We start from the raw sequence: 23,129 nt of genomic DNA on the forward strand, positions 1-23,129 counted from the left end.
GAGAGACACGCTTTGAAATTAAAACGAACCGCCGTATACGGAACCGTACGTACGGTGGTGTGAGAGGGTGATTTATTTCACCCTACTCGATTGCCAATAAGGTAACAGGCATGGTATAAGAGCAAGTTACATAAAAAGACGCTGCACATGTTTGCTAGAATAATAAAAATGTAAAATGGTTTAATTTTTTATAATGGACTATGAAATATCTTTCGCTTTTCATGATTTACCCTTGTCATATCGTATACATTGGTGAAGGGAAGTGATGTTATGGCTGAAAGAATTATCACATACCCATTGCATGTCAATGCGATGCAATACCGTTATATATGTCATGAGGTACAACGAACACGACAGGTTTATTTGTATTTTCGCAACATGATCTTAAAAAATTATGAAAAAGTCAAACAGCATCAATGCCAGCAGCTGTTAACAAAGGATGAAATAGCTATACAACTACATACGTATTTACAGAAATATGCTCCTATGATCACATGGTTAGAAGAACAATCCATGGTAAAAGACTTATGGCAGTTTCGACTTGCATATACTACTGCTGAAAAGACTCCATCTACGTATTATCGCTGTGAAAATATCACGAATACTTTATATTGGCGTCATCTAAATTTGCGTGCGCTCATTTATGATGTAGCCTACTGGCAATTAGAACCTATTCTTTTCCATTGGGAAATCATTGGCAGCTGTTTGTGGTATCATAATGGACGTGTTTTCTTAAAACTTCATTTCCAAACATTGTTGTAAATGATTATAATATGGAAACGTCTACTATGGGGAATGATGAAAAGCTATTTGCAGACATGATTTCGTAAGGAATTTACATGTGTTTCATTGCAAAGTCATGGTATAATAGAAAACGAGGTGTAGCCTATGAAAGTAAAAAGAACTATATTTGTCCTTTCTCTTATCGTTTTATTTGTTTTTTGTCTGTGGAAGATGAATGAACATTATGATGAATTGGCAAGATATCCATATGAATTAACAGATGAGCAACGTAACTTAGTGTTGGAACATTTTGATACAGAGGAAATTAATTACTTAGTAACGCAAAAAATTGAACCAAAAGAATTTCTTCCTTACATAACAACAGAAGGCTTTGAATTAACAAATACGTTATGGTATGATACAGCTTACCATACACGGAAAGAAAGTAAGTCATACGTCGTTTCTTTTATTAACAAATATCGCCAGCAAATGGAATATGGAACGTTAAAGGATATGTTAAGCAATTATTCTTATAATGTGCTGACTCGTTTCTTTGATGAAGGGGATGGTTTTGAGGATGATGCAAAATTGATTGCGGATCCTAAAGATATCTTAACAACAATAGGCGATAAAGAAACATTATATATCTATGAACCTAATGATTTGGTTTCGATTAATGATTTACCTCATGATTCTATCACGAATAGCAATGATGTTACAATTCGCAAAGAAGTTGTAAAACCACTTCATGAATTAGCCAAAGCCGCTAAAGAAATTAATCAAAAAACCTTTGGGGATATGGAAATCGTTGCCGGATATTTATCGTATGAAGATCAATTTCCTTTATATGATAAGGCTTTGACAAAATACAAGGACGAGGTGTTTTCTTATTGGGATTATCCAGGTCGTAATGAATACCAATTAGGATATACGATTCAATTAAAGCCAAAAGAAAAAGCGAAGACGAATAAAAAAGATAAAGACAAAAATACTTCTTCAAAAGATACAAAGACAACGAAAGCACCGAGTGAAGAAGAACAAGAACAGGCGATTTGGTTAAAGGATAATGCTTATAAATATGGTTTTATCGTTCGTTATCCTAAACAGGCTGATGATGTGACCAAGAAGAAATACCAGCCATATACATTACGTTATGTAGGAAAAGATTTAGCAAAGTATATGCATGATAATAATAAGGTGTTAGAAGAAGTAAATGCTGATGATGTTTCTTAAAAGATATCATTACGACATCTTTTAAATTTCTCATAAGTCATCAAGGGCAAAAGGCAAAATTGTATCTATGAAAAAATCAATCATATATAAGAGGCTATAATAGATAAGATTAAGCCTTTAGGATAAGAATACACCAGATGGAAGTGCACCTTCGTTCATTGGATATTGAATGAAGGTGCGCTTTTTATGAGATTTATGTATGCTAAGTACACGAATATGCATAGTTATTCCTTAGCTGGCCTTTCTTCAATTGAATGTTGGATAAGAATTTGATATAGTAAAGTTGTAAAAGGTAGGTAAATATCATGATGAAAAAAAAGGGGAATTTAATCAAGCTGTTTCCTATGATAGGTATGGTGATTATTGTTGCAGGTATGATTGTTAGTTTTCTAAAGATTGATAAGATACAATTGGAAATTAAAAGCGGAGATTTCGTTATTGTTTCTTATGAACTTGATAATGAGAAAAAGGAAATGAAAGCTATCGAAAATAAAAAAGAGGAACTTGCGGAAATTTTAAAAACACATAATATACAAGCAGAAATTTTCACAATAGCTATACCTGATTTTACTGCTTATAAAACATATGGGAAGAATAATGTTTCACCATATTCAATACAGATAGCGGATGATTCATTTTTTAATTATTATGGTATTAATAATCCTAAGGAATCTGTTTTATATCGTTATGATGATGAGGAATCTGGAAATCTCAATTTGGAATTTCTTAAAGACAAAGATAAGGCTGAATTTGAATCATTTCCAATAGAAGGTAAAGCCATTTTAGATAGAAACAAACTTCCTAAATTTGTTCCACAAAAATCTACGATACCGAGTGGTGATTATATAACGATGCGTACGTTTGACATGCTAAAAAAGAAAGTAAACGTCATTCAAGACACACATATCAAAGATTATTATGTTTATATTAAATCTGCCAATACTGATCAAATAGCACAGTTACTAGATAAAGAGGAAAGGGTAGTTGTCAGTGATCAAATGTCGGAGTCTTCCATATTCAGTAATTGGTATAAATTTATGATTCTGGGAACCGTGTGTTTACTTGTACTGGCTGTTCTTGAAATTGTTATAATTGTCAAAAGAAAGAAAGTATCCTAAGTAGTATGATTTCATGATAAAGAAGAATTAGACTTTAATTATATTACAAATATTGGGAGAATTTCGCAATGCGTAGTTCATGTTGCTGCTCAATAAACTTTTATATTATACGTTGTTTTCAAATTAGGGAATAAGTTCATTAAAAGAGCAAGAAACTATGGGTGATCGATCTATCTTTAGACGATTTACTACATAGTTTCTTATTGGATTCTTTTTATGAAAGTTCTATAAGCAGTTCTTATATAAAAAGGCAATACATAGAATATAGCAGAGGTGATCAAATGCCGAAGTATAAGAAACCGCTGGCTTTTTTATTTGGAGCAATAGCGATGATCAGTTACCTGTCAATCCGCTATTTTCCAAGAACGGAAGATGCACAAACGGTGTTATCTGTACAAGATGAAAGTACACATATGCAAGTGTATCTAAAAGATCATGATCATAGTCTGGTACCTTTAAGCATTCCTGTAAGTGAAGAGATGAATGAAGAAGACAAATTACAGCTGATGGTATCCTATATGAGCGGTAAGCAAAATATCAAAGGTTTTTTACCTTTATTTACTAAAGAGTGTACGGTGAAAAAGGTGATGATTGCTAATGGCAAGGCCGTTATGGATTTTGATGATAGTTTAAAAAACTATCAGAAAGAAGATGAACTACGTGTACTGGAATCGCTAACGTGGGGAGCCACCCAGTTTCATGATGTAGAACAACTGGAAATACGATTGAATGGCGTAAAATTATCTAGTATGCCAAATGCGCAGACACCGATTCCCAATGTATTGAATCGCGGTATCGGTATTAATCATTTTGAAACAGCCACCAGTGCGTTGCATACTTCGGATAGTGTTACGGTATATTGCGCAAAGAAAATTGAAGGCCAGCAATTTTTGATACCGCGCAGTAAACGTGTGATGCATGCAAGTGACAGCATTAAAGAAGGGGTTTTACAAGTTATCAGCGATGTGAGTGCAAGCAGCGAATTATCACAACCACTATATCAGGACGATATTAAAATAAATAATTTTCAATTTTCTAATGGTACTTTGATCGTGGATATCAATAAAAATTTACTTTCTTCAGATAAAAGTGTAAAGGAAGATTTGTATGATTCTTTGATTTTATCATTAAGCGCTTTAAGTGGAGTCGATAAAGTACAGGTAAAAGTAGATGGTGTCAGTGTGATGCCACAACAGCAGGAAAGTGCTGTTTCGGTATATGATCTATCTTATAATGAAATAGCTTTTTAATAAATATTAGGATAATCGCTAAAAGCCAGTCTTTTCCCATCAGGACTGGTTTTCATTTGGATATAGGTAAGGAATCAATTGTTATGTATTGACAACAAACATAAGAAAATATAGCATGAATATCATGTTTATGCTATACTAATAACAGGTGGTTAAGATGAAAATTATCGTAGTAAGCGACAGTCATGGAAAACAGGGAATTCTGGAACAGATCGTTGAAAAACATCCGGATGCGGATGCCTACCTACATTGTGGTGATATTGAGGATTATGCGGAAAACTATCCGTCTTATATCGTCGTACAGGGGAATAACGATATTTATTATGATTATCCAGATGAACGTGTAATAACGGCTGGCAGTCATCGTATCTATATGACACATGGTCATCATTTTTCTTATATCAAACGATTGGAACAAATGGCAGATACGGCAAAAGCAAAAGACTGTGATATCGTTTGCTACGGACACACGCATGTTGCTGCAGATGATGTCGTTCATGGGATACGTCTGATCAATCCCGGTTCTTTATGGAGAAGCCGTGATGGCAGAGGGCCATCCTATGCAATATTGACACTGCAAGAGGAACAGGTTGATGTGGAATTCATTTTTCTCCCACAGAAGAAAAGCAAGTTTTTCTGGTAAGGACCGTACATAGATACGGTTTTTGTGCGGAATGCAAAGGAAAGGTATTAGGGTATTATGGAAAGAAAAGTTGGAACTATTTCAAGAGGTGTCCGCTGTCCTATCATCCGTGAGGGTGACGATCTTGCAGGCATCGTAGTAAACAGTGTGGTTGAGGCTGCACAGGCAGAAGGCTTCGCCCTTCGTGATCGTGATGTTGTGGCAATTACAGAATCAATCGTTGCCAGAGCACAAGGAAACTATGCATCAGTAGATGCCATTGCACAGGATGTCAAACAAAAACTGGGCGGTGAAACCATTGGGGTAATCTTCCCGATTCTTTCACGTAACCGTTTTGCTATTTGTTTGAAAGGTATTGCAAAAGGCGCTAAAAAAGTTGTCCTGATGTTAAGCTATCCAAGTGATGAGGTAGGTAATGAATTAGTAAGCCTGGATCAGCTGGATGAAGCTGGTATTAACCCTTATAGTGATGTATTGTCACTTGAGAAATATCGTTCACTGTTTGGAGAAAATCCACATCCTTTTACAGGCATTGATTATGTGGAATATTATGGTAATCTAATTCGTGAATGTGGTGCAGAGGTTGAAATCATCTTCTCTAATAACGCGAAAACAATTCTAAAGTATACCAAAAACGTATTAACATGTGATATCCATACGCGCGCTCGTACGAAACGCATCTTAAAGGCAAATGGTGCTGAACGTGTATGTGGGTTGGATGATATTATGACTTCCTCTATAGATGGTAGTGGATATAATACTTCCTATGGTCTTTTAGGCTCTAATAAATCAACAGAGGATATGGTTAAATTATTTCCACGTGAATGCCAGGATCTAGTAGAAGATATCCAAAGTCAGCTGTTAAAGTTAACAGATAAACATATCGAAGTTATGGTTTATGGTGATGGAGCATTTAAAGATCCTGTTGGTAAGATCTGGGAATTGGCTGATCCATGTGTTTCACCTGCATACACGGCAGGTCTTGAAGGAACACCAAATGAGTTGAAGCTGAAATATCTGGCGGATAATGATTTTGCGAACTTGAAAGGTGAAGCTTTACAGAAGGCAATCGAGGCGAAAATTAAAGAAAAAGATGATGACTTAAAAGGCGATATGGCATCACAGGGTACAACGCCTAGAAGATTGACCGATTTGATTGGCTCTTTATGTGATTTGACGAGTGGATCTGGTGATAAAGGAACGCCAATCGTATTAGTACAAGGATATTTTGATAATTTTACAAACTAAAAACGATGTTCTAATACTGTATATCAGGCATCTCTATTGTTAAAACAAGAGAGATGCTTTTTTTAATGAGACATGTGTCACATTAAAGAAAACGGTTTTTACAGATAAAGCATTTCTCGACAACATGTGTACGCATGGATGACTATAATATGCATGAGGTGAGGATGATGGAAAGCTATGTTGAGGTATCTTGGCTGAACGGTGTTTTGTTATTGTATCTATCGGCGCTTTTTGCTAGTTATGCTATGTTTCAGCCATTAAAAGATCTGCATCTTCTTTTTTATGCGGCTGTAATATCTATGCTGAGTGTCAGCTTGTGGCAAGATGGTAGTCTTTTCATCGTCATACTTGTTGAGCTTCTTTTTTTTCTAACCCTTTTTCGGTATGCTAGAAAAACATATATAGTTGCTTTCTGTTTCCGTGTGCTTTGTATGCTGACAAGTTATGTCATTTATCAAGGCAGCTTTCATAATGGTTTTTGGTTTGTGCCCATTCAGGCATCAATCATACCCTGCTGGCTATTGTATTTGTTATTTCTATTTTTCTGTAAAAGTCGTTGGCGGATACGCTTTAGTGAAAAAAATTGCTTATATCCCTTGACGCTTTATGTAGGTAACAAACATTTTAAGGTTATTGGGTATTTGGATAGTGGAAATCTGCTTAGTCATGAGGGGATACCGGTTGTCTTTCTACAACGTCGTTATCTGTCATATTTTGTGGATGAACGCATACAATTAGTAGTAATGAAGACAGTTCAGGAAGAAAGCAGTTTACCGTGCTATACATGTGAATTGAAGTTGCACGGTTGTCATAAAAGAAAGGTACTCGTACATCTGCAAGAAGATTTGAAACTGCCTATGCACAGTGAGTTGCTGTTAAATATGAAAGTGATGACGATGGGGTGATGAGAATGAAGAAATTTTGGACATTTTTAAAGTGGCTGTTTGGCAGTCGCGATGATTTACAAGTTTGGTATATCCAAGGCAGTGATGTTTTACCAAAGCCATTAGAGAAAGATGAAGAATTAGCAGCGCTGATTGCTTTGGAAAATGGTGATGAAGAAGCACGCAATAAGTTAATTGAACATAATTTACGCTTGGTCGTCTATATTGCGAAACGTTATGAAACCAATCCGATTTTTATGGAAGATCTCATCAGTATCGGCTCTATTGGTTTGATTAAGGCGGTCAATACATTTAAACGTGATAAAAATATTAAGCTGGTAACATATGCTTCCCGTTGTATTGAGAATGAAATTCTGATGTTTTTACGTAAGAAAAGTCGTCGTAAAGTGGAAGTAAGTTTTGATGAACCTTTAAATATTGATTATGATGGAAATGAATTGTTATTGTCTGATATATTAGGAACAGATGATGATATCGTTACGAAAGAGTTTGAGAAGCAAGAAAATAAGCGTGAATTATTGGCGGCCATGGCAACCTTAAAAGACAGAGAACGTCAAATCTTGCAAATGCGGTATGGTATTGAGCACGAAGAGTTAACACAGAAAGATATCGCGAAACGCTTGGGAATCTCTCAGTCTTATATCTCACGCTTGGAAAAACGGATCATTCAAAAATTAAAGGTACAGATGAAAAAGAATCATAGTATGCAAGAATAGGGTAAGTAAAAGTAATCTGTAACCATACATGATCTAAATGGTTGCTATTTCCTTAATACTGTCAAAATTTATCATATTATGTTAGGGCTTTCCGCATAGGAAGCTCTTTTTTAACTTAATCGAAGAATCATATCAGGTCACTAGTAAAATAAGAAAGTTTGAATGATTCAAAATGATTCAAAAAGAATAAATATGAATAAATATGATTGACAAGCTACAACGTGAAGAATATAATGAAAGCAAAGAAAAGGATGCAGGAGGATTGTTATGAAAACTACAGATGAAAGAAAAAAAGCGTTGCTGGAAAGCTTTAAAAACGGATTAATCGTATCTTGTCAGGTACAAAAGGATGATCCTATTTATACTGAGGATATCGTTGTAAAGATGGCAGAAGCTGCCAAATGGGCCGGTGCGGTCGGAATACGTGCAAATTCACCGGAACAAATCAAGGCCATCAAGGAAAAAGTTGATTTGCCAATGATTGGTTTATGGAAGATTTGGCATGAGGATACAGATGTTTTTATAACGCCAACTTTGGAAGCAGCAAAAGCGGTTTGGGAAGCTGGTGCTGAAATTATTGCTTTGGATTGTACAAAACAAATCACCCATGAAAAAACGATTGCTTGGGATTTGCTGGATATCGTGAAAAAGGAAATTCCCGAAGCTATTATCTTTGCGGATGTATCAAGTTATGAAGAGGCAGCACATGCGATTGCGCATGGTGCGGATATTGTTGCACCGACGTTATATGGCTATACCAAAGAAACTGCTCATATTGAAGGTGCTGATTACCGATTGTTTGCGAAGATGTGTCGTGATTTTAAGGATGATGTTTATATGATGATGGAAGGTCATCTGTATACACCGGAAGATGCGATGAAGTGCATATATTTAGGAGCGCATGCCGTTGTTGTAGGAAGTGCAATCACACGTCCGCATTTGACTGCTAAGCGTTTCGTAGATTTGTTAGGTGGCTATCAGGATAATTGGAGAGAGGCTGAAAAAGCAAAACATTAAGATAGGAAGTGTGAACATGAAACACAAGATCAATATAGATGGGGCACAGAATGTGGAAGTATCCAAACCGATTCCCTGTGAAAAGAGTATCGAAGAACAACTGAATATCATGGAAGCCTATACCAAAGCACATAAGGATAGCGTAGGACTTGATAAGGCAGAAAGAGAAATTCGTTGTCTGTCTACCATTTTTCCGGTGTTGTTTCGCTCTCTTGAAGATGATGATTTAATTGCCGGCCGCTTAGATTTTCTGCCTATTGGGTTTGGCAGTGTAACAAGTATAGGCGGTGTTGGTCATTATTGCGTATTTCATAAGCTAAGAGCATTTAAAGAACAATTAACGAATACGGAAGATAAGAAACGCGTAGATGCTTTATACGACTATTGGCAAGAGCATGATGTCAAAGCTATTTATTGTCAGGATGTGTTGACAGATGATACAACAGGACGTTTTATTGACTGCCATTATCCTTTTATGGCAACGGCTCGTTTAAGCGGCATGATGTTGAATTATAAACGCTTAATGCGTGAGGGGATCGAAGGATTAAAGAAAGATATTCGCCAACAAGGAGATAATACGTTTTTGCGTGCCAGTTATGAAGCGATGGAATTATTGCAGAAAGTAATCGACAAACAAATTGCATTGGTACAGGATGCCAAACAAAACGCAAGCAAACAACGCTTGCTGGATTTGCAACTAATGGAAGCCGATTTACGTTTTATTCGTGAGCAACCACCAACAACGTTTCATCAAAGTCTCCAGCTGTTTTGGATCTATGCATTATGTGCCGGTGTTATAAATTATGGACGTATGGATGATGTGCTGGGTCCTTATTTACAAAACGATCTGGATGCAGGAAGACTTGATGAGGATGAGGCATATCGCTATCTGAAATCTTTATGGAAGATGATTGAAAATCGTCGTACGACGGTAAATGGACGTATCATCGTCGGTGGTGTAGGACGTGAGCATCCTAAAGAAGCAGATACCCTTGCCCGTATTGCATTACGCGTTTGCCGTGATACACGATATGTAGAACCACAGTTTACATTACGCTTTTCTAAAGATACGCCAGTGGATATCATGGATATGGCATACGATTGTATCGGCAGTGGAGCTACGTATCCTACTTTGTATAATGATGATGTGAATGTGCCGGCTGTCATGCATGCCATGCGCGTGGAAGAAGCAATTGCCCAGCAGTATGTACCTTTTGGCTGTGGTGAATATGTCATTCAAGGGAAAAGTGTGGGAACACCGAATACCTTGCTGAATCTGTTAAAACTATTGAATATAACTTTGAATAAAGGCATTGATCCTAACGATCAAAAATATAAAGCCGGACCTGTACACGTACCGCCTTGTGAAGAATTTAAAAGCTTTGATGATTTATACAATACCTATAAAGAAGTGTTGGATTATTATTTTGATTTAAGTGTCGATGCCCAACTGCACTCCTATGAAGTCATGAATCAAGAAGTGTCCTTCCTCTTTACATCAATTTTAATGGATGATTGTATTCATCGTAAGAAAGCGTTATTGGATGGTGGTGTAGAAATTTTAGGTGGTACAAATGAAACCTATGGCAATATCAATACCAGTGATGCCTTATATGCCATTAAAAAGTTGGTGTATGAGGAAGGAAAGTATACACTTGCTCAATTCCATGAGGCGCAGATGGCAGATTTTGATGGTTATGAGCATATTCGTAAGGAACTATTGCGGCAAGATAAATACGGCAATGATGCAAAAGAATGTGATGCATTAGCAAATGATTTATATGAATATGTTGCAAAAGGCATTCGACAAAGAGGCATCCAAAAGGGACTGGGCTATTATTTAATCGTTATATCCAATAATCAAACGAATACCGATTGGGGACATCAAACATGGGCAAGTTTAGATGGACGTAAAGCCGGAGTGTTTATGAATCCGGCAAATAATCCGCAAGGTGGGGCTGCCAAGAATGGACCAACGGCTTGTTTAAATTCGTTAGCAAAATTTCAGGCAAAGTATCATGGAGGCAGTGTGCAGAATATCAAATTTACCCCACGGATGTTTCGAGAAGATCGTGAAAAGATCAAAATGTTGTTTCAGACATATTTTGATAAAGGTGGCTGTCAGCTGATGGTAACGGTTGTGGATCATGGTATCTTAGAGGATGCCCAAAAACATCCTGAGAAATACCCTGATTTGATCGTCCGTGTAGCAGGCTATAGTGCCGTATTTGTGAATTTGACGAAAGATATTCAGGATGAATTATTAAGCAGGTGCTTATATGATTAGCGTTACCCATATTGAACGATTCGCTATTCATGATGGCCCTGGTATTCGTACAACGGTATTTTTAAAAGGCTGTACACTTTGTTGCCCATGGTGTGCAAATCCGGAAACACAAAGCAGTCAACCGGTACTTTTGCATGATATGCGTAAATGTGTAAGCTGCCATACATGTGAACAAAGCTGTCCACAAAAAGCTATTCATTTCCAAAAAGGAAGGTTTCACCACGATGCCCAAAGATGTAATGGTTGTCAAAGCTGTGTAGAAATGTGTTTACAAGATGCTTTGCAGCTGCGTGGAGAAGATATGGAAAGCGAGGCAATTCTTCATGAAGTCATGAAGGATAAGGATTATTATGATATGAGTCATGGCGGTGTGACGTTTAGTGGTGGTGAACCATTTGTACAAGTAACATCATTATGCGAAATATTACAAGAAGCGAAAGCATTAGGTCTGCATACAGCTGTGGAAACAACAGGAAATTATCCGTTGGCTGATTTGCAACGAGCAGAGCCATTTATTGACTTATTCCTGTATGACTTTAAACATCTGGACGACGCAAAACTTCTGCAGTTCACGCATGGTAATGGACAACTGATAAAAACCAATTTGGCCTATCTGTTACATCAAGATGTTCATAAGGTCATCGTTCGTATGCCGATCATCACCGGCTTTAATGATGAGGCATCTTTGGTTTATCAGGAACTTGACTATTTACATGCATTGGGTGTGCAGAGCGTGCATTTATTGCCCTATCATTCACTGGGAAAAAGCAAAGCTGAACAAATGGGAAAGCCATATGTTTTTCCTACCGAAATCATGGCGAATGAAGTATTAGAGCCTTATCGTGCCTATGCATTGGCAAAAGGTATGTATGCCCAAATAGGTGGATAAAAAAGTGCTACTTAGCATGATGAAATGAGCTTCAATATTCAGTAAAAGTAAAGAAACGAAAGCAAAGATTAATTTCTGTATTGTACAGAGGTTAATCTTTTTTATTATTCTATACGTATACTACTCAATATCTTCTTTTACGGTTTGCTTGAATTCATTTACTATCTTACATTCATCTTTATGACTATAAAATATCTCATTTTTTTATGATAAATTTCCATATTAGCGTGAAGTAGTACAGGATCTTTGGCTGATGAAAAGCACATAAAGCAACGACTACTTCACCCCAAACCCCTTTTTCATAAGCGATGCTGCTTTGTTACTAGCTGGTTATGATGACATACGTAGTGCTGTTGCATTTCTAACAATCTGTGCAGCATGTATAACGCATTTTTGCATAAACCTCACGGACCTCATGTTATCCCTTTTTTTGATTGTCAAGTCTTTTCTGTTTCCAATTACTTACAGTAGGATTCTGGCATAAGCAAATCTTGGCAAGGGAACACTTCTTGTATAGTCATTTAAGCAGGAAGGTGGAAGTTACATGAGTCGTTATAAAGTAGTAATCAGTGGTATTCATACGGCTGATTTAAAAGTATTAAGCAACGAGGAGATGAAAGAATTATTTAAAAAGTATCAAAGTGGGGATGAACAGGCAAAAGAGGATTTGATACAGGGGAATTTAAAGTTGGTGTTGTCCATCGTTCAGCGTTTTTCAAATCGTTGCGAGAATATGGATGACTTATTTCAGGTTGGCTGTATTGGACTGGTGAAATCCATTGATAACTTTGATTTAAAACATGAAGTACGTTTTTCCACTTATGCAGTCCCTATGATCATGGGAGAGATCAAACGCTATCTGCGTGACAATCAAGTAATTCGGGTATCACGGCATTTAAAGGATTTGGCCTATAAAGTTTTTCGCTTAAAAGAAGAGTATATCCATGAACATCAAAAAGAGCCAACGATTCATTGGCTGGCTGAACAACTACAGGTCAAAGAAAAGGATGTTGTTGACGCATTAGATTCTACGCAAAGTGTCGTATCGATATTTGAACCTGTTTATAATTCGGATGGTGATGAGCTGTATCTATTGGATCAGATTAAGGATGACAAGGACGAAATTGAGCGTTTATCGAATTATATGACATTAAAAAAAAGCATGCGAAACTTGAAGGGTAAAGAAAAGGATATTATTCAGAAACGCTATTATCAGGATAAGACACAAACAGAAATCGCCAATGAATTGGGTATTTCGCAGGCACAGGTATCGCGTCTAGAAAAAAATGCGATTGCCTTACTTAAAAAAGAATTTGAAATCTAGGCACCAAAATCGTTATTTCTCATATACTGATGGTAGGTGAGAAAATGCGCTTTAGTGATATATGCAATAAACAGGTCATTAACATAGCAGATGGTTCTTTAGTTGGACTTGTTGTAGATCTTGGCTTTGACCCTTGTACCTATGAGATTCATTCGTTGTTTGTTCAGCCTTTGCAGCCATTTGTTAAAAAGATGCTGCCGTGGTTTTTTAAATGTGAACAGATTCAGATCATGGTGAAAGAAATAGAAAACATAGAAGGTGATGTGATTCTTGTTCGCTTTTCATAAAAAAGAGGATATAACCATAAATCGAAGATGTGGTTATGACCTCTTTTTTTGTTTGTTAGTCTTATTTTTGTTGGTTATTGCTCATTTGATAATTGCGCTAGATACTCTAGGATATCCTGTGCATTTGTTGCAGGATTTGCTTTTTCAAAGGTTTTGATGATCGTGCCTTCTTCATCAATTACATAGGTACTGCGCGTAATGCCCATATAGGTTTTACCATATAGTTTTTTCTCTTTCCAGACATCATATGCTTCAATGACTTTATGTTCCTCATCGGATAATAAAATGAAAGGCAAATCGTATTTCTCTTTAAAACGTAAATGCGAGCGTGAAGAATCCTTACTGATTCCGATAACAATAATATCGTTTCTTTTATAAACATCATAAGCAGCTTTAAAGGCGCAGGCTTGCTTGCTGCATCCAGGGGTATTATCTTTTGGATAAAAGTATAATACAATTTTTTTTCCTTTAAAGGAATGAAGACTGATCAAATTGCCTTGTTCATCCGGCAGGGTAAAATCAATGGCCGTAGTTCCAATTTCTAACATCATCATACATCCTTTCTCATCTCATAGTTTTATTATACGCGATAAATAAGAAGTGGAGCAATTAATTTGCATGAAAGATTGGCGAAACCAGGATATTAATGATACACTATATCCAGTAAGAAAGTAGGTAGAAATGATGAAATTAATTGCCTGTGATTTAGATGGCACCTTATTAGATGGCAACCATGGCTTATCGGATAAAAGTAAAGCAGTATTGCCCAAATTAGCAGAACAAGGCATTCAATTTATGGTGGCAACCGGAAGAATGGCACAAAGTGTTATTCCTATGTTTGAACACGTATTGCCAGATTGTGAGTATTTGCTGCTGAATGGGGCTTTGATTACGGATGCAAAGGGGAAAGCACTCTATGAAGTAACGATGAAAAAGGAGCATATCCGCTTGGTAGATGCCATTTTTCAAAAGTATGATATTTGCTATCATATGTTTACCGGTATAGGAACGATCACCTCTGATGAAAAACGTTGTGTAAAAGCTTTTTTAGAGCATTTACAACAGCAGGGATTGGATGAGGGGATTGCTATGAAAATGAAGGATGAATCAGGGTTTTGTCGCTATGCCAGAGAAGTAAAGGATATTTCTGCATTTTTGAGCGAAGAGATACCTGTATATAAGATGGAAGCTTTTGGCGGTTTATTGCAGAATTTAGAAAAAGCACGCAGTGAATTACAGGCATGTGAGGCGTTGCATGTGACCAATTCGATAGAAGATAATATTGAAGTGACGCAAAAAACAGCCCAAAAAGGCATTGCACTTGCGGCTTTTTGTAAGGAAAAAGGCATTGCGAAAGAGGATGTTTTGGTCATTGGGGATTCCTTGAATGATCTTAGTATGATTGAAGAATTTCCCAACAGTATTGCGATGAAGAACGGACATAGCTACATCCAAAAGGCAGCTGCTTATATCAGCCGTTATACAAATGAGGAAGATGGCGTTGCTGATATTTTGGAGCAGCTGTTGGAAACCTTGTCAATTCAAGAAAAGTAAGGTAAAATACCAATAGAAATGAAGTGAGGAAAAGATGATGAAAAAAGCTACTCTTGCGGATGTGGCAGCTCTTGCTGAAGTATCAAAAGCTACTGTATCCCGTTATTTAAAAGATGAAAACGTCAAAGAGGATATTGCGCTTCGCATTGCTAAAGCCATCGAAGAAACGGGCTATGTCGCAAAAGCTATGAAGAAAGCAGTCGAAGAAGAAGTAAAAATAGAAAAGAAAAAACGCGTCCTAAAAAAACAGAGCACTGTTAACAGAGGCTATCGTATCGCCTTATTGTGTGATCAGGTGATGTTGCCTAGAACACGTGAGATACTTGATGCGATCTGTAAGGAGCTATATACACAGGGATGTCTGCTGCAGGTATATTTCACACAGAATCGGGAAGATCTGGAAGAAACGTATTTAACTTCCTGTATCGTCAATAATATGGATGCGATTCTTGTAATGAGCTGTTCCAGTGTTGAATTTATTCAAAAACAGATGCGAACAACGGCGATTCCAATCATTTATTTGTGTGCGAAAGGGGAAGGAATTACTAGTGTTACTATCCCTGAAACACAGGCTGCTGAAGTGTTAGGCAAGTATCTGATGCAGAAGCAGCATTTGATGATTCGCTACCTGGGTAGTAATGTACAGTTGGCCAACTTACATATGGAAGGTATAAAAGAGGCTTATCGTGAAGTGAAGCAACCACACGATTTTGCGGTTAAGATCAGTGATGGCAGCTATTTGGATACTTATGCCAGAATTAAGGAATTATTTGCCGAACAACTCGATTTATTGATTTTGCAGGATGATGCTTTGGCGATTCCTTTTGCTAAGTATGTGCAAGAATATCATATTAGCGTTCCTCAGAATGTTTCTGTGGTTAGCTTTGGCGGTCAGGACCTTACGCGTATCATGAGTCCAGTCATGACCAGTGTGGTATATGATTATCACGTATTTGCACAGGATGTTTTTGCGGCAGTACAAGCGCTGATTGAAAAAAAAGCGATACCTCAACAAAAGAATATGTTTTACCTTCAAGAAGGAGACAGTGTGCGATAACTTTTTATAAACAGCATGAATGCTTATCGTAAGACTAAATGTTCTATAGCAATAGAAAAAGCCATCTATATACGTTTACAGTAAAGTAAACAGTAGAATGGCTTTTTTTTATTGATAAGCTTTCCATTTGTTAATAACGTTATTATAGCCTTGTGCTTTAGCTTTTGCTATGTGCATATAAACAGGATCTTGACGACTTTCAAACATCATTAAGGCCCAATGACACCATAACACATCTTCAAATGCTTCAAAGCATAACAAATCCTTACGCAGCTGATCGTCCATGGTATCAAAATAAACAGCATAAAAGCGTTCGCGCAACGTTTCATCTTGGATGTTATTTTCACTTAAAAAGGACATGACATCAAATAAAGGGTCGTTATCAGCGGCATATTCATAATCGATGAGATAAGTTTTAGCGGGCGTAAAAAGAATGTTGCCACTTACCCAATCATTATGACATAACACCTGCGTACGTTTCATGTGCTGCAGCTCTTTAATGAGATCATTTAACATAGGAAATGCAAAGGGCTGGTGTTTAACGTGACGAGCATATTGTACATAACGTCCAATGGGGTCAAAGGAAACACCAATGGTGGTGTGCAATCCATGAAATCGTTTCATTAGGGCGGCCACACGTTCTATCTTATCCTCATATATGCATTCTTCATAGGTTACCACATCTTTTAAATAACGGGTAACTTTATAGCCACTGACTTCATCATAATATATGGTATCTACATCAATGTCACTATCTTTTAATGCTTGTAAAGCAAGTGTTTCATGATGGCGGTCAACAATGTTTGCGGCATCGGCAAAAGGGATACGTAAAACATATTCTTCACCATCCAATGTTAACAGGTAGTTTTTATTTGTTAAGCCTTTCTGCATGTCTTTGAGTTGTAAATCAGGGTCAAAAAACAATGCGTCGAGGAAATTATTATCTTTCACAGGAATCACCTGTATAATCATAGCATATTTACGTGAAATTTGTTAAAATAAGTAGACGAAGAAGGTGGATATGTGAAAAAAACATTGCTTACAACCTGTAATGCAAAATATATACATAAAAATTTGGCATTGCGATGGCTGTATGTGGCATGTGAACATCGCGAGGATGTGCTTTTAAAAGAATATGTCATCAAGGATGATCCGTTACACATTGTACAAGATATTTTATCTATGCAGGTGGAAGTCGTCTGTTTCAGCTGTTATATTTGGAATATCGAAATCATCAAAGCTGTCATACGATTATTAAAGGAAACAAAGCCTGACTTGCATATTCTTGTTGGCGGTCCAGAAGTGAGTTATGAGTCTTATGATTTGCTTGAGCAAGGCGTAGATGCCATCAGCATCGGAGAAGGTGAAAAAAGCGTCTGGGAATATATAGCAATGCTGGAAGAAGAAAGTCCTCATGAGGTAGAGGGAATTTATACAAAGGCATTTCCCAATAAAAACTATCAACGCGTTGCATTGTCGTGGTTGGAAACATTAGCGAATCCATATTTTTTAGCTATGGATAGCCAGCAGATGGCAAATCGTTATTTCTATTTGGAAACGAGTCGTGGTTGCCCCTATGGCTGTAGCTATTGTTTAAGCTCTGCGGATCGTTGTGTCCGTATGTTTTCAATCGACTATGTTATGGAGATTCTTAAACAAATCGCCAATAGTGATGTCAAGCAGGTTAAGCTTTTAGATCGTACCTTTAATGCCGATCCTAAACGAGCTTTGCGTATTGCACGTTATATCAATCAAAATTGTAAGAATCAGATTTTTCAATTTGAAGTGGTTGCAGAAACATTAAGTGAAGAGTTATTGGAATTTTTCACCAAAGAAGCAGATGTAACAAGATTTCGCTTTGAAATCGGTGTCCAATCGTTTCATGCGAAAACTTTACAGAGCGTAGGACGTATCCAAAACAATGAACGTTTGCATCAAGTCATTAAACGAATGCGTGAAGCCGGCTGTATTCTGCATGTGGACTTGATTGCCGGCTTGCCTTATGAAGATTTGCCAACCTTTCGACAAAGTTTTAATATGTTGTTTGCCTTACAGGCAAGCGAGGTACAGTTGGGCATCTTAAAGTTGTTAAAGGGTACCAAGTTAAAAAAGGAAAGTTCTTCTTATGGATTACAGGCCCAAACAACAGCACCTTATGATGTTGTGGCTACTTCATGGCTGAGTACAAAAGAATTGAAACAGTTGCATGCCTGTGGCGAAGCTGTAGAAAAGTTTTGGAATAGCGGCATCGCCAAAGATAGTATACAAGCAATCTTAGAGCTAGGCTGGTATCAAAATCCTTTTGATTTATTCATGGCATTAGGTGAACAATATCAAAAACTATCGCATCCTTATCAGCCACATGAACTGTTTTCCTGTTTTTATCCAATTTTACAACAGTCCAAACAAGCGGTTGATGCTGTCTTGCTACGATCTTATTATAAACGCTTTAAACAGAAACCACATCGCTTTACAGATTGTTGGATCACGCAAGAAGAAAAGAAAAACCTCTTATCCTTTGCCTTTTGTAAAGGTATCGCAAATCAAAAGGAATTATTTTGTTATGGCTTAGTTGATGTTGGTTATGATCATGGACAGTTTGGCTATCAACTGATCTTGTACAATGCGCGACAAACCTTGCCAAGACGTTGGTTTATGAATAAAGAACTTACTTATATAAAGGAGCTGAAAGATATGAAAGAAATGATGATTGCGACAAGCAACGCTCATAAAGTCGAAGAATTTAAGGCGATGTTAGAGCCATTGGGGTATCACATCAAAAGTTTGTTGGATCTTAACGAGCCTATTGATATTGAAGAAACCGGGACGACCTTTCAGGAAAATGCTTTGATAAAAGCAAAAGCCATCTATGAGCAATACCACATTGCTGTAATTGCCGATGACAGTGGTCTGGCTGTGAATGCCATGCATGGAGAACCAGGTGTTTACAGTGCCCGTTTCATGGGAAGGGATACTTCTTATGATGTTAAGAATCAATATATTATTGATCAATGTAAACATGTTGCAGATAAAGGCTGTCAATTTGTCTGTGCGATTGCCTATGTTGATGAAGATGGGAAAGAGCAAGTATTTACCGGGATCGTTGAAGGTTTGGTGGCTGATCATATGGAAGGGGCAAAAGGTTTTGGCTACGATCCGATTTTTTATTATCCACCATATCAGACAACATTGGCGAATGTATCTGAAGAAAAAAAGAATGCCGTTTCTCATCGCGGCCGTGCTTTAGCACAATTGCTTGCTTATCTGGAAGGAGATAATTAATATGCTGCACTTAGTTTTATATGAACCGGAAATTCCGCAGAACACTGGGAATATGATGCGCACCTGTATGGCTACCAATACCAAACTTCACCTGATACAGCCCCTTGGCTTTTCTTTGGATGAAGCCCATTTACGCAGAGCAGGCATGGATTATATGAAGGAATTGGATTATCGCTTATATGAAAATTGGGACGACTTCACGAAACAGAATCCTAGTAATAACTATTATTATATGACCCGTTATGGCAAACAGGCGCCTAGCCAGATTGATTTTACACAATGTGAAGGCGATATTTATTTAGTATTAGGTAAGGAGAGTACAGGAATTCCAAAAGCGATTTTAGCCAAACAATTGGATCATTGTATGCGACTGCCTATGGTGGCCAATGCGCGAAGCCTTAATTTAAGCAACTGTGCCGCCATTATCATATATGAAGTGTTGCGTCAGCTGGATTATCCAGGATTAAGCCCGGTGGAGGTTATTAAGGGAGAGGACTGGCTGAGTCAGTAATGGAATGGCTGGATCATTTTGTGGATACAAGAAAAAAACGATATCATCTGTTTTTTCTTATACTCCTTTGTTTGCTGTTGCTTTTAGTATTACCTTATGTGTATATCAGTGTGCGGTTGTTATCTTTGCAATCGTATGATGCACTTTATGCTATGTTGGATGATCCCATGCTATCTTATACGTATCTTTCCAGGCTAGTCCTAGAATTAATATCGCTTGCCAATATGTCCATTCTGCGCATTCTAGGATGCATGTTATCCTGTGTGCAACCGTTAGAAATACTAGTACTTCTCATGCTGATAATAGGTTTTCCCATTTTAGAACGAAAAAAAATAACCGGCATCACTTTGTTGGTACTAATCATGGAAATCTGCGTCATGTTTGGGTGTGTCATGTTGGGACTTCGGGCATCTTCACTTGCGCAAGCTATTCTTTATATACGAATGTTGGGAGCTTTTCTCCTTGTAGGTAGTATTTTGATAACAGGGGTTTTGTTTTATCATTTATATCGACGCATCCTTTATTATCGTCATGCGTTAAGTTATCTTTGCATTGAAGAAAAAGAACATACGGCATAAATCGTTAGCCATATGTTCTTTTTGCTTAGAATTCTTTTAGATTACGTAGGTTGGTCGATTTGTCTCCATCGTTGACGCCACGGATATGACGTGCACCATCACGGCCGGTAAAAGGCAGGGCATTTTCAATCATACCTTGTTCAACAGCCTCTAATGCCTGTTCGTAATCGTAAACATTGCCATTTTCGTCTTTAAACTCACTTAAGGTTCCATCAGAGTTACGACGGGCAGCTACGAAACGTGTTCTTTCACTGTTTTTTGATTTTTTCATTTTTACTTACCTCCTGTCATTATTGTGAGCCTCACATGTCGAATTATACTGGAAATAACCTTGAGAAAAACTGGAAACGATAGCGTTTTGACTATGGTTTTCCCTATATAAGTTCTTCACCTTTCAAAAAGGCAAACATGTTTCTAGATTAGCGGTACCATAAAAAGATAAAATGTGGTTATCGCAAAGAAAATAAAAGAGAAAGATAGGCGAATTCCTAAGGAAAACAGGCATTGTGATTGAATTTTTTTAAATTTACGCTATAATAGTTACCATAGTAAGAGGATGTTCCATGCCTCTTACCTCTTATACTTAAGAGCAAATGCGAATCGACATTACAATAGGGAGTGGTTATACTTGGACGGATCGCGAATATGCCTCATGATTGCATTAGTGGCTTTGATTGCTTTATCAGCTATTTTCTCATCTACGGAAACTGCATATTCCAGTGTGAATATGATACGTTTGAAACAGATGGCGAAAAGCGGCAATAAAAAAGCCAAAACAGCTTATACTATTTCTAAGAACTTTACAGCGGTGATCACTACAATCTTAATTGGAAACAATGTAGTGAACATTTTAGCTACTTCATTGGCTACAGCATTATTGACCGATATCTTTGGCACCAGCGGTGTTGCTTTGGCAACGGCTGTGATGACTATTCTGATTTTAGTGTTTGGCGAAATTGCCCCTAAAATCGTAGCAAAGGCAAAGGCAGAATCCTTTGTGCTCTTGGTTGCGAAACCATTATCGGTAATGGTGACGATCTTTCGCCCGATTTCTTTTGTGGTTGAATCTTTGGAAGGACATTGGGAAAAGAAGATGGACATTGAGAATGTTACAGCTACGGAAGATGAACTGCTGGAAATCGTTTCAACGATTGAGCAGGAAGGAGTTCTGGAACAGGAAGAGCGTGAATTGATCGAAAGTGTCATCGAATTTGATGATAAAAATGTTCGTGATATCATGGTGCCGAAAGATCAGGTTGTCTTCTTGTATGATAATGCAACTTATGAGCAGTTAAAAGCGGTGCTGAAGGATCATAAATTATCACGATTACCGGTGATTTCTTATGAGACCTTAGAGGTCGTGGGAATCTTACGCGTTCGTGATGTTTTAGATGCCTTATTAGAAGAGCGGGAAATCGTCATAAAAGATATGATGCAGGAACCAATCTTTGTCACTCAACGTAAAAAACTGCCGGATGTATTAGAAAATATTCAAAAGTCACGAGAGCATATGGCAATCGTTGAAGAATCACAAACATCCCATGTATATGTTGGTATTGTAACGTTGGAAGATGTCTTGGAAGAATTGGTTGGAGAAATCTACGATGAATATGACCCTTTGCCAAATCATGTAGTGGAAATTGGACATCACACATTCGTGATTGATGGGAAAGTAAATTTGATCGATTTCTTCGATAAATATGTCGATGATCAGGATGCCCCAATCACCAAGGCCAGAAGTTTTGCGGCTTGGATATATGAATTAAATGCGCATCGCAAGGTACGCAAAGGTCGTGAACTTGAATTTGAAAATCTTGAGATCAAGGTACTGGATACCAAGGATGGCATGGCTGCCAGACTTGAGTTACAGATAAAGTCATTAAATGATGACGATGAATTGCTAGACTAGGAGGTTACATAGCATGAATATCTTTTTAAAAGCATTTAAGCCAGAAACGGCTCCAAAAGCATTAGGACCTTATTCTCCAGCGGTAAAGTTGGGTGATTTCGTTTATTTATCAGGACAAATTCCTTTGAATCCAGAAACCGGTGAAGTCGAAGGTACTACTATTGAAGAACAGACACATCAGGTTATGAAGAATATTAAGGCTGTTTTAAATGATATGGGACTTGATTATAAACATATCGTGAAAACAACGATTTTTGTCAGTGATCTAAATGATTTTGATAAGCTGAATGAAGTGTATGGTTCATACTTAGAAGAACCATATCCAGCAAGAAGCTGTGTACAAGTAGCACGTCTGCCTAAGGATGTAAAATTAGAAATTGAATGTATCGTAATTGATACTTTGGTTTATGAACAGCAGTTGGCAGCGCAGCAAAGCGGATGCTCAAGCTGTGGCGGTGGCTGTGATGGAGGCTGCTGCGACTAGTTGCTAGATGTCGTATCATATAGGTATTGTAAACATTAGGAAATCTTGATTTTTGAAGGATCAAGATTTCTTTTTTTACATATCAAAATTTAACCATATTCGATAATTTTTAAA

The 23,129-nt window shown here is 37.4% G+C and carries 23 protein-coding genes; 20 read left to right on the forward strand and 3 right to left on the reverse strand.

All coding sequences use genetic code 11. The annotated features are described in order from the left end of the window. Positions 1 to 270: 270 nt before the first annotated feature. The 13 genes from EDD61_RS09485 to EDD61_RS09545 all read left to right on the forward strand — a co-directional run bounded on the left by EDD61_RS09485 (position 271) and on the right by EDD61_RS09545 (position 13,640). Positions 271 to 762, forward strand: coding sequence for a hypothetical protein (locus EDD61_RS09485; protein WP_008688853.1), 492 nt, complete (start codon positions 271 to 273; stop codon positions 760 to 762). Between the two features lie 126 nt (positions 763 to 888). Further along, positions 889 to 1,956: a M15 family metallopeptidase gene (locus EDD61_RS09490; RefSeq protein WP_008688851.1), complete on the forward strand. Its 1,068-nt coding sequence runs from the start codon at positions 889 to 891 to the stop codon at positions 1,954 to 1,956. Positions 1,957 to 2,261: 305 nt separating this feature from the next. Beyond that, on the forward strand, positions 2,262 to 3,074 hold the full coding sequence (locus EDD61_RS09495; protein ID WP_132225152.1) for a hypothetical protein: 813 nt from the start codon (positions 2,262 to 2,264) through the stop codon (positions 3,072 to 3,074). A 281-nt stretch (positions 3,075 to 3,355) separates the two neighbouring features. After that, positions 3,356 to 4,324 (forward strand): GerMN domain-containing protein, encoded by a 969-nt coding sequence (locus EDD61_RS09500; RefSeq protein WP_132225154.1) that lies wholly within the window; start codon positions 3,356 to 3,358, stop codon positions 4,322 to 4,324. Positions 4,325 to 4,481: 157 nt separating this feature from the next. Further along, the gene (locus EDD61_RS09505; protein WP_008688843.1) at positions 4,482 to 4,967 is read left to right on the forward strand and encodes a metallophosphoesterase family protein; all 486 of its coding nucleotides are present in this window, start codon (positions 4,482 to 4,484) and stop codon (positions 4,965 to 4,967) included. 57 nt (positions 4,968 to 5,024) lie between these two features. Then, positions 5,025 to 6,215: a coenzyme F420-0:L-glutamate ligase gene (locus EDD61_RS09510; RefSeq protein WP_008688842.1), complete on the forward strand. Its 1,191-nt coding sequence runs from the start codon at positions 5,025 to 5,027 to the stop codon at positions 6,213 to 6,215. Positions 6,216 to 6,382: 167 nt separating this feature from the next. Next, positions 6,383 to 7,120, forward strand: coding sequence for a sigma-E processing peptidase SpoIIGA (locus EDD61_RS09515; RefSeq protein ID WP_008688839.1), 738 nt, complete (start codon positions 6,383 to 6,385; stop codon positions 7,118 to 7,120). Then, a complete protein-coding gene (gene sigK, locus EDD61_RS09520) occupies positions 7,120 to 7,836 on the forward strand; it encodes an RNA polymerase sporulation sigma factor SigK (RefSeq protein WP_371826368.1) in 717 nt (238 codons plus the stop codon). Before EDD61_RS09515 ends, sigK begins: the two co-directional genes overlap by 1 nt. Before the next feature lie 267 nt (positions 7,837 to 8,103). Next, positions 8,104 to 8,853, forward strand: coding sequence for an N-acetylmannosamine-6-phosphate 2-epimerase (locus tag EDD61_RS09525; protein WP_008688836.1), 750 nt, complete (start codon positions 8,104 to 8,106; stop codon positions 8,851 to 8,853). Between the two features lie 16 nt (positions 8,854 to 8,869). Next, positions 8,870 to 11,140 carry a pyruvate formate lyase family protein gene (locus EDD61_RS09530; RefSeq protein WP_132225158.1) on the forward strand — a complete coding sequence of 757 codons (2,271 nt, stop codon included), beginning with the start codon at positions 8,870 to 8,872 and terminating at the stop codon, positions 11,138 to 11,140. Beyond that, the gene (locus EDD61_RS09535) at positions 11,133 to 12,029 is read left to right on the forward strand and encodes a glycyl-radical enzyme activating protein (protein ID WP_008688831.1); all 897 of its coding nucleotides are present in this window, start codon (positions 11,133 to 11,135) and stop codon (positions 12,027 to 12,029) included. Before EDD61_RS09530 ends, EDD61_RS09535 begins: the two co-directional genes overlap by 8 nt. Positions 12,030 to 12,573: 544 nt before the next feature. Further along, entirely contained in the window at positions 12,574 to 13,353 is a 780-nt protein-coding gene (locus EDD61_RS09540; protein WP_008688829.1) for a SigB/SigF/SigG family RNA polymerase sigma factor, read from the forward strand. Between the two features lie 44 nt (positions 13,354 to 13,397). Beyond that, complete coding sequence (locus EDD61_RS09545) at positions 13,398 to 13,640, forward strand: PRC-barrel domain-containing protein (protein WP_008688827.1); 243 nt, start codon at positions 13,398 to 13,400, stop codon at positions 13,638 to 13,640. Positions 13,641 to 13,714: 74 nt separating this feature from the next. On the opposite strand, the gene bcp is transcribed toward EDD61_RS09545, so the two are convergent. Continuing rightward, a complete protein-coding gene (bcp, locus tag EDD61_RS09550) occupies positions 13,715 to 14,188 on the reverse strand; it encodes a thioredoxin-dependent thiol peroxidase (RefSeq protein ID WP_008688826.1) in 474 nt (157 codons plus the stop codon). 133 nt (positions 14,189 to 14,321) lie between these two features. On the opposite strand from bcp, the gene EDD61_RS09555 reads away from it, so the two are divergent. Together EDD61_RS09555 and EDD61_RS09560 are read left to right on the forward strand one after the other, a co-directional pair. Beyond that, entirely contained in the window at positions 14,322 to 15,194 is an 873-nt protein-coding gene (locus tag EDD61_RS09555; protein WP_230326884.1) for a Cof-type HAD-IIB family hydrolase, read from the forward strand. Positions 15,195 to 15,231: 37 nt separating this feature from the next. Continuing rightward, on the forward strand, positions 15,232 to 16,251 hold the full coding sequence (locus EDD61_RS09560; protein ID WP_008688821.1) for a LacI family DNA-binding transcriptional regulator: 1,020 nt from the start codon (positions 15,232 to 15,234) through the stop codon (positions 16,249 to 16,251). 108 nt (positions 16,252 to 16,359) lie between these two features. Here EDD61_RS09560 and EDD61_RS09565 read toward each other — a convergent pair whose 3' ends face one another. Further along, on the reverse strand, positions 16,360 to 17,202 hold the full coding sequence (locus EDD61_RS09565; RefSeq protein WP_008979029.1) for a choline/ethanolamine kinase family protein: 843 nt from the start codon (positions 17,200 to 17,202) through the stop codon (positions 16,360 to 16,362). 72 nt (positions 17,203 to 17,274) lie between these two features. Here EDD61_RS09565 and rdgB point away from each other — a divergent pair, with 72 nt between their 5' ends. The 3 genes from rdgB to EDD61_RS09580 are packed head-to-tail and all read left to right on the forward strand — an operon-like array spanning position 17,275 to position 20,622. Continuing rightward, entirely contained in the window at positions 17,275 to 19,533 is a 2,259-nt protein-coding gene (gene rdgB / locus EDD61_RS14110; protein ID WP_132225160.1) for an RdgB/HAM1 family non-canonical purine NTP pyrophosphatase, read from the forward strand. Position 19,534: 1 nt separating this feature from the next. Continuing rightward, positions 19,535 to 20,044, forward strand: coding sequence for a tRNA (cytidine(34)-2'-O)-methyltransferase (locus tag EDD61_RS09575; protein WP_132225162.1), 510 nt, complete (start codon positions 19,535 to 19,537; stop codon positions 20,042 to 20,044). A 20-nt stretch (positions 20,045 to 20,064) separates the two neighbouring features. Then, a complete protein-coding gene (locus tag EDD61_RS09580) occupies positions 20,065 to 20,622 on the forward strand; it encodes a hypothetical protein (protein ID WP_226896921.1) in 558 nt (185 codons plus the stop codon). Positions 20,623 to 20,647: 25 nt separating this feature from the next. On the opposite strand, the gene EDD61_RS09585 is transcribed toward EDD61_RS09580, so the two are convergent. Further along, positions 20,648 to 20,893, reverse strand: coding sequence for a DUF3892 domain-containing protein (locus EDD61_RS09585; protein WP_008688812.1), 246 nt, complete (start codon positions 20,891 to 20,893; stop codon positions 20,648 to 20,650). 381 nt (positions 20,894 to 21,274) lie between these two features. Here EDD61_RS09585 and EDD61_RS09590 point away from each other — a divergent pair, with 381 nt between their 5' ends. Then, positions 21,275 to 22,531 (forward strand): hemolysin family protein, encoded by a 1,257-nt coding sequence (locus EDD61_RS09590; RefSeq protein ID WP_008688810.1) that lies wholly within the window; start codon positions 21,275 to 21,277, stop codon positions 22,529 to 22,531. A gap of 13 nt (positions 22,532 to 22,544) precedes the next feature. Further along, entirely contained in the window at positions 22,545 to 23,015 is a 471-nt protein-coding gene (locus EDD61_RS09595) for a RidA family protein (protein ID WP_008688809.1), read from the forward strand. Positions 23,016 to 23,129: the final 114 nt, after the last annotated feature.

The sequence above is a fragment of the Longicatena caecimuris genome, assembly GCF_004341945.1.
Taxonomy (GTDB): Bacteria; Bacillota_I; Bacilli_A; order Erysipelotrichales; family Erysipelotrichaceae; genus Longicatena; species Longicatena caecimuris.

Bases quoted from the DNA above. Each gene is read 5' to 3' on its own strand.
- EDD61_RS09485 (WP_008688853.1), top strand. From the start codon at position 271: ATGGCTGAAAGAATTATCACATACCCATTGCATGTCAATGCGATGCAA.
- EDD61_RS09490 (WP_008688851.1), top strand. From the start codon at position 889: ATGAAAGTAAAAAGAACTATATTTGTCCTTTCTCTTATCGTTTTATTT.
- EDD61_RS09495 (WP_132225152.1), top strand. From the start codon at position 2,262: ATGATGAAAAAAAAGGGGAATTTAATCAAGCTGTTTCCTATGATAGGT.
- EDD61_RS09500 (WP_132225154.1), top strand. From the start codon at position 3,356: ATGCCGAAGTATAAGAAACCGCTGGCTTTTTTATTTGGAGCAATAGCG.
- EDD61_RS09505 (WP_008688843.1), top strand. From the start codon at position 4,482: ATGAAAATTATCGTAGTAAGCGACAGTCATGGAAAACAGGGAATTCTG.
- EDD61_RS09510 (WP_008688842.1), top strand. From the start codon at position 5,025: ATGGAAAGAAAAGTTGGAACTATTTCAAGAGGTGTCCGCTGTCCTATC.
- EDD61_RS09515 (WP_008688839.1), top strand. From the start codon at position 6,383: ATGGAAAGCTATGTTGAGGTATCTTGGCTGAACGGTGTTTTGTTATTG.
- sigK (WP_371826368.1), top strand. From the start codon at position 7,120: ATGAGAATGAAGAAATTTTGGACATTTTTAAAGTGGCTGTTTGGCAGT.
- EDD61_RS09525 (WP_008688836.1), top strand. From the start codon at position 8,104: ATGAAAACTACAGATGAAAGAAAAAAAGCGTTGCTGGAAAGCTTTAAA.
- EDD61_RS09530 (WP_132225158.1), top strand. From the start codon at position 8,870: ATGAAACACAAGATCAATATAGATGGGGCACAGAATGTGGAAGTATCC.
- EDD61_RS09535 (WP_008688831.1), top strand. From the start codon at position 11,133: ATGATTAGCGTTACCCATATTGAACGATTCGCTATTCATGATGGCCCT.
- EDD61_RS09540 (WP_008688829.1), top strand. From the start codon at position 12,574: ATGAGTCGTTATAAAGTAGTAATCAGTGGTATTCATACGGCTGATTTA.
- EDD61_RS09545 (WP_008688827.1), top strand. From the start codon at position 13,398: ATGCGCTTTAGTGATATATGCAATAAACAGGTCATTAACATAGCAGAT.
- bcp (WP_008688826.1), bottom strand. From the start codon at position 14,188: ATGTTAGAAATTGGAACTACGGCCATTGATTTTACCCTGCCGGATGAA.
- EDD61_RS09555 (WP_230326884.1), top strand. From the start codon at position 14,322: ATGATGAAATTAATTGCCTGTGATTTAGATGGCACCTTATTAGATGGC.
- EDD61_RS09560 (WP_008688821.1), top strand. From the start codon at position 15,232: ATGAAAAAAGCTACTCTTGCGGATGTGGCAGCTCTTGCTGAAGTATCA.
- EDD61_RS09575 (WP_132225162.1), top strand. From the start codon at position 19,535: ATGCTGCACTTAGTTTTATATGAACCGGAAATTCCGCAGAACACTGGG.
- EDD61_RS09585 (WP_008688812.1), bottom strand. From the start codon at position 20,893: ATGAAAAAATCAAAAAACAGTGAAAGAACACGTTTCGTAGCTGCCCGT.
- EDD61_RS09590 (WP_008688810.1), top strand. From the start codon at position 21,275: ATGATTGCATTAGTGGCTTTGATTGCTTTATCAGCTATTTTCTCATCT.
- EDD61_RS09595 (WP_008688809.1), top strand. From the start codon at position 22,545: ATGAATATCTTTTTAAAAGCATTTAAGCCAGAAACGGCTCCAAAAGCA.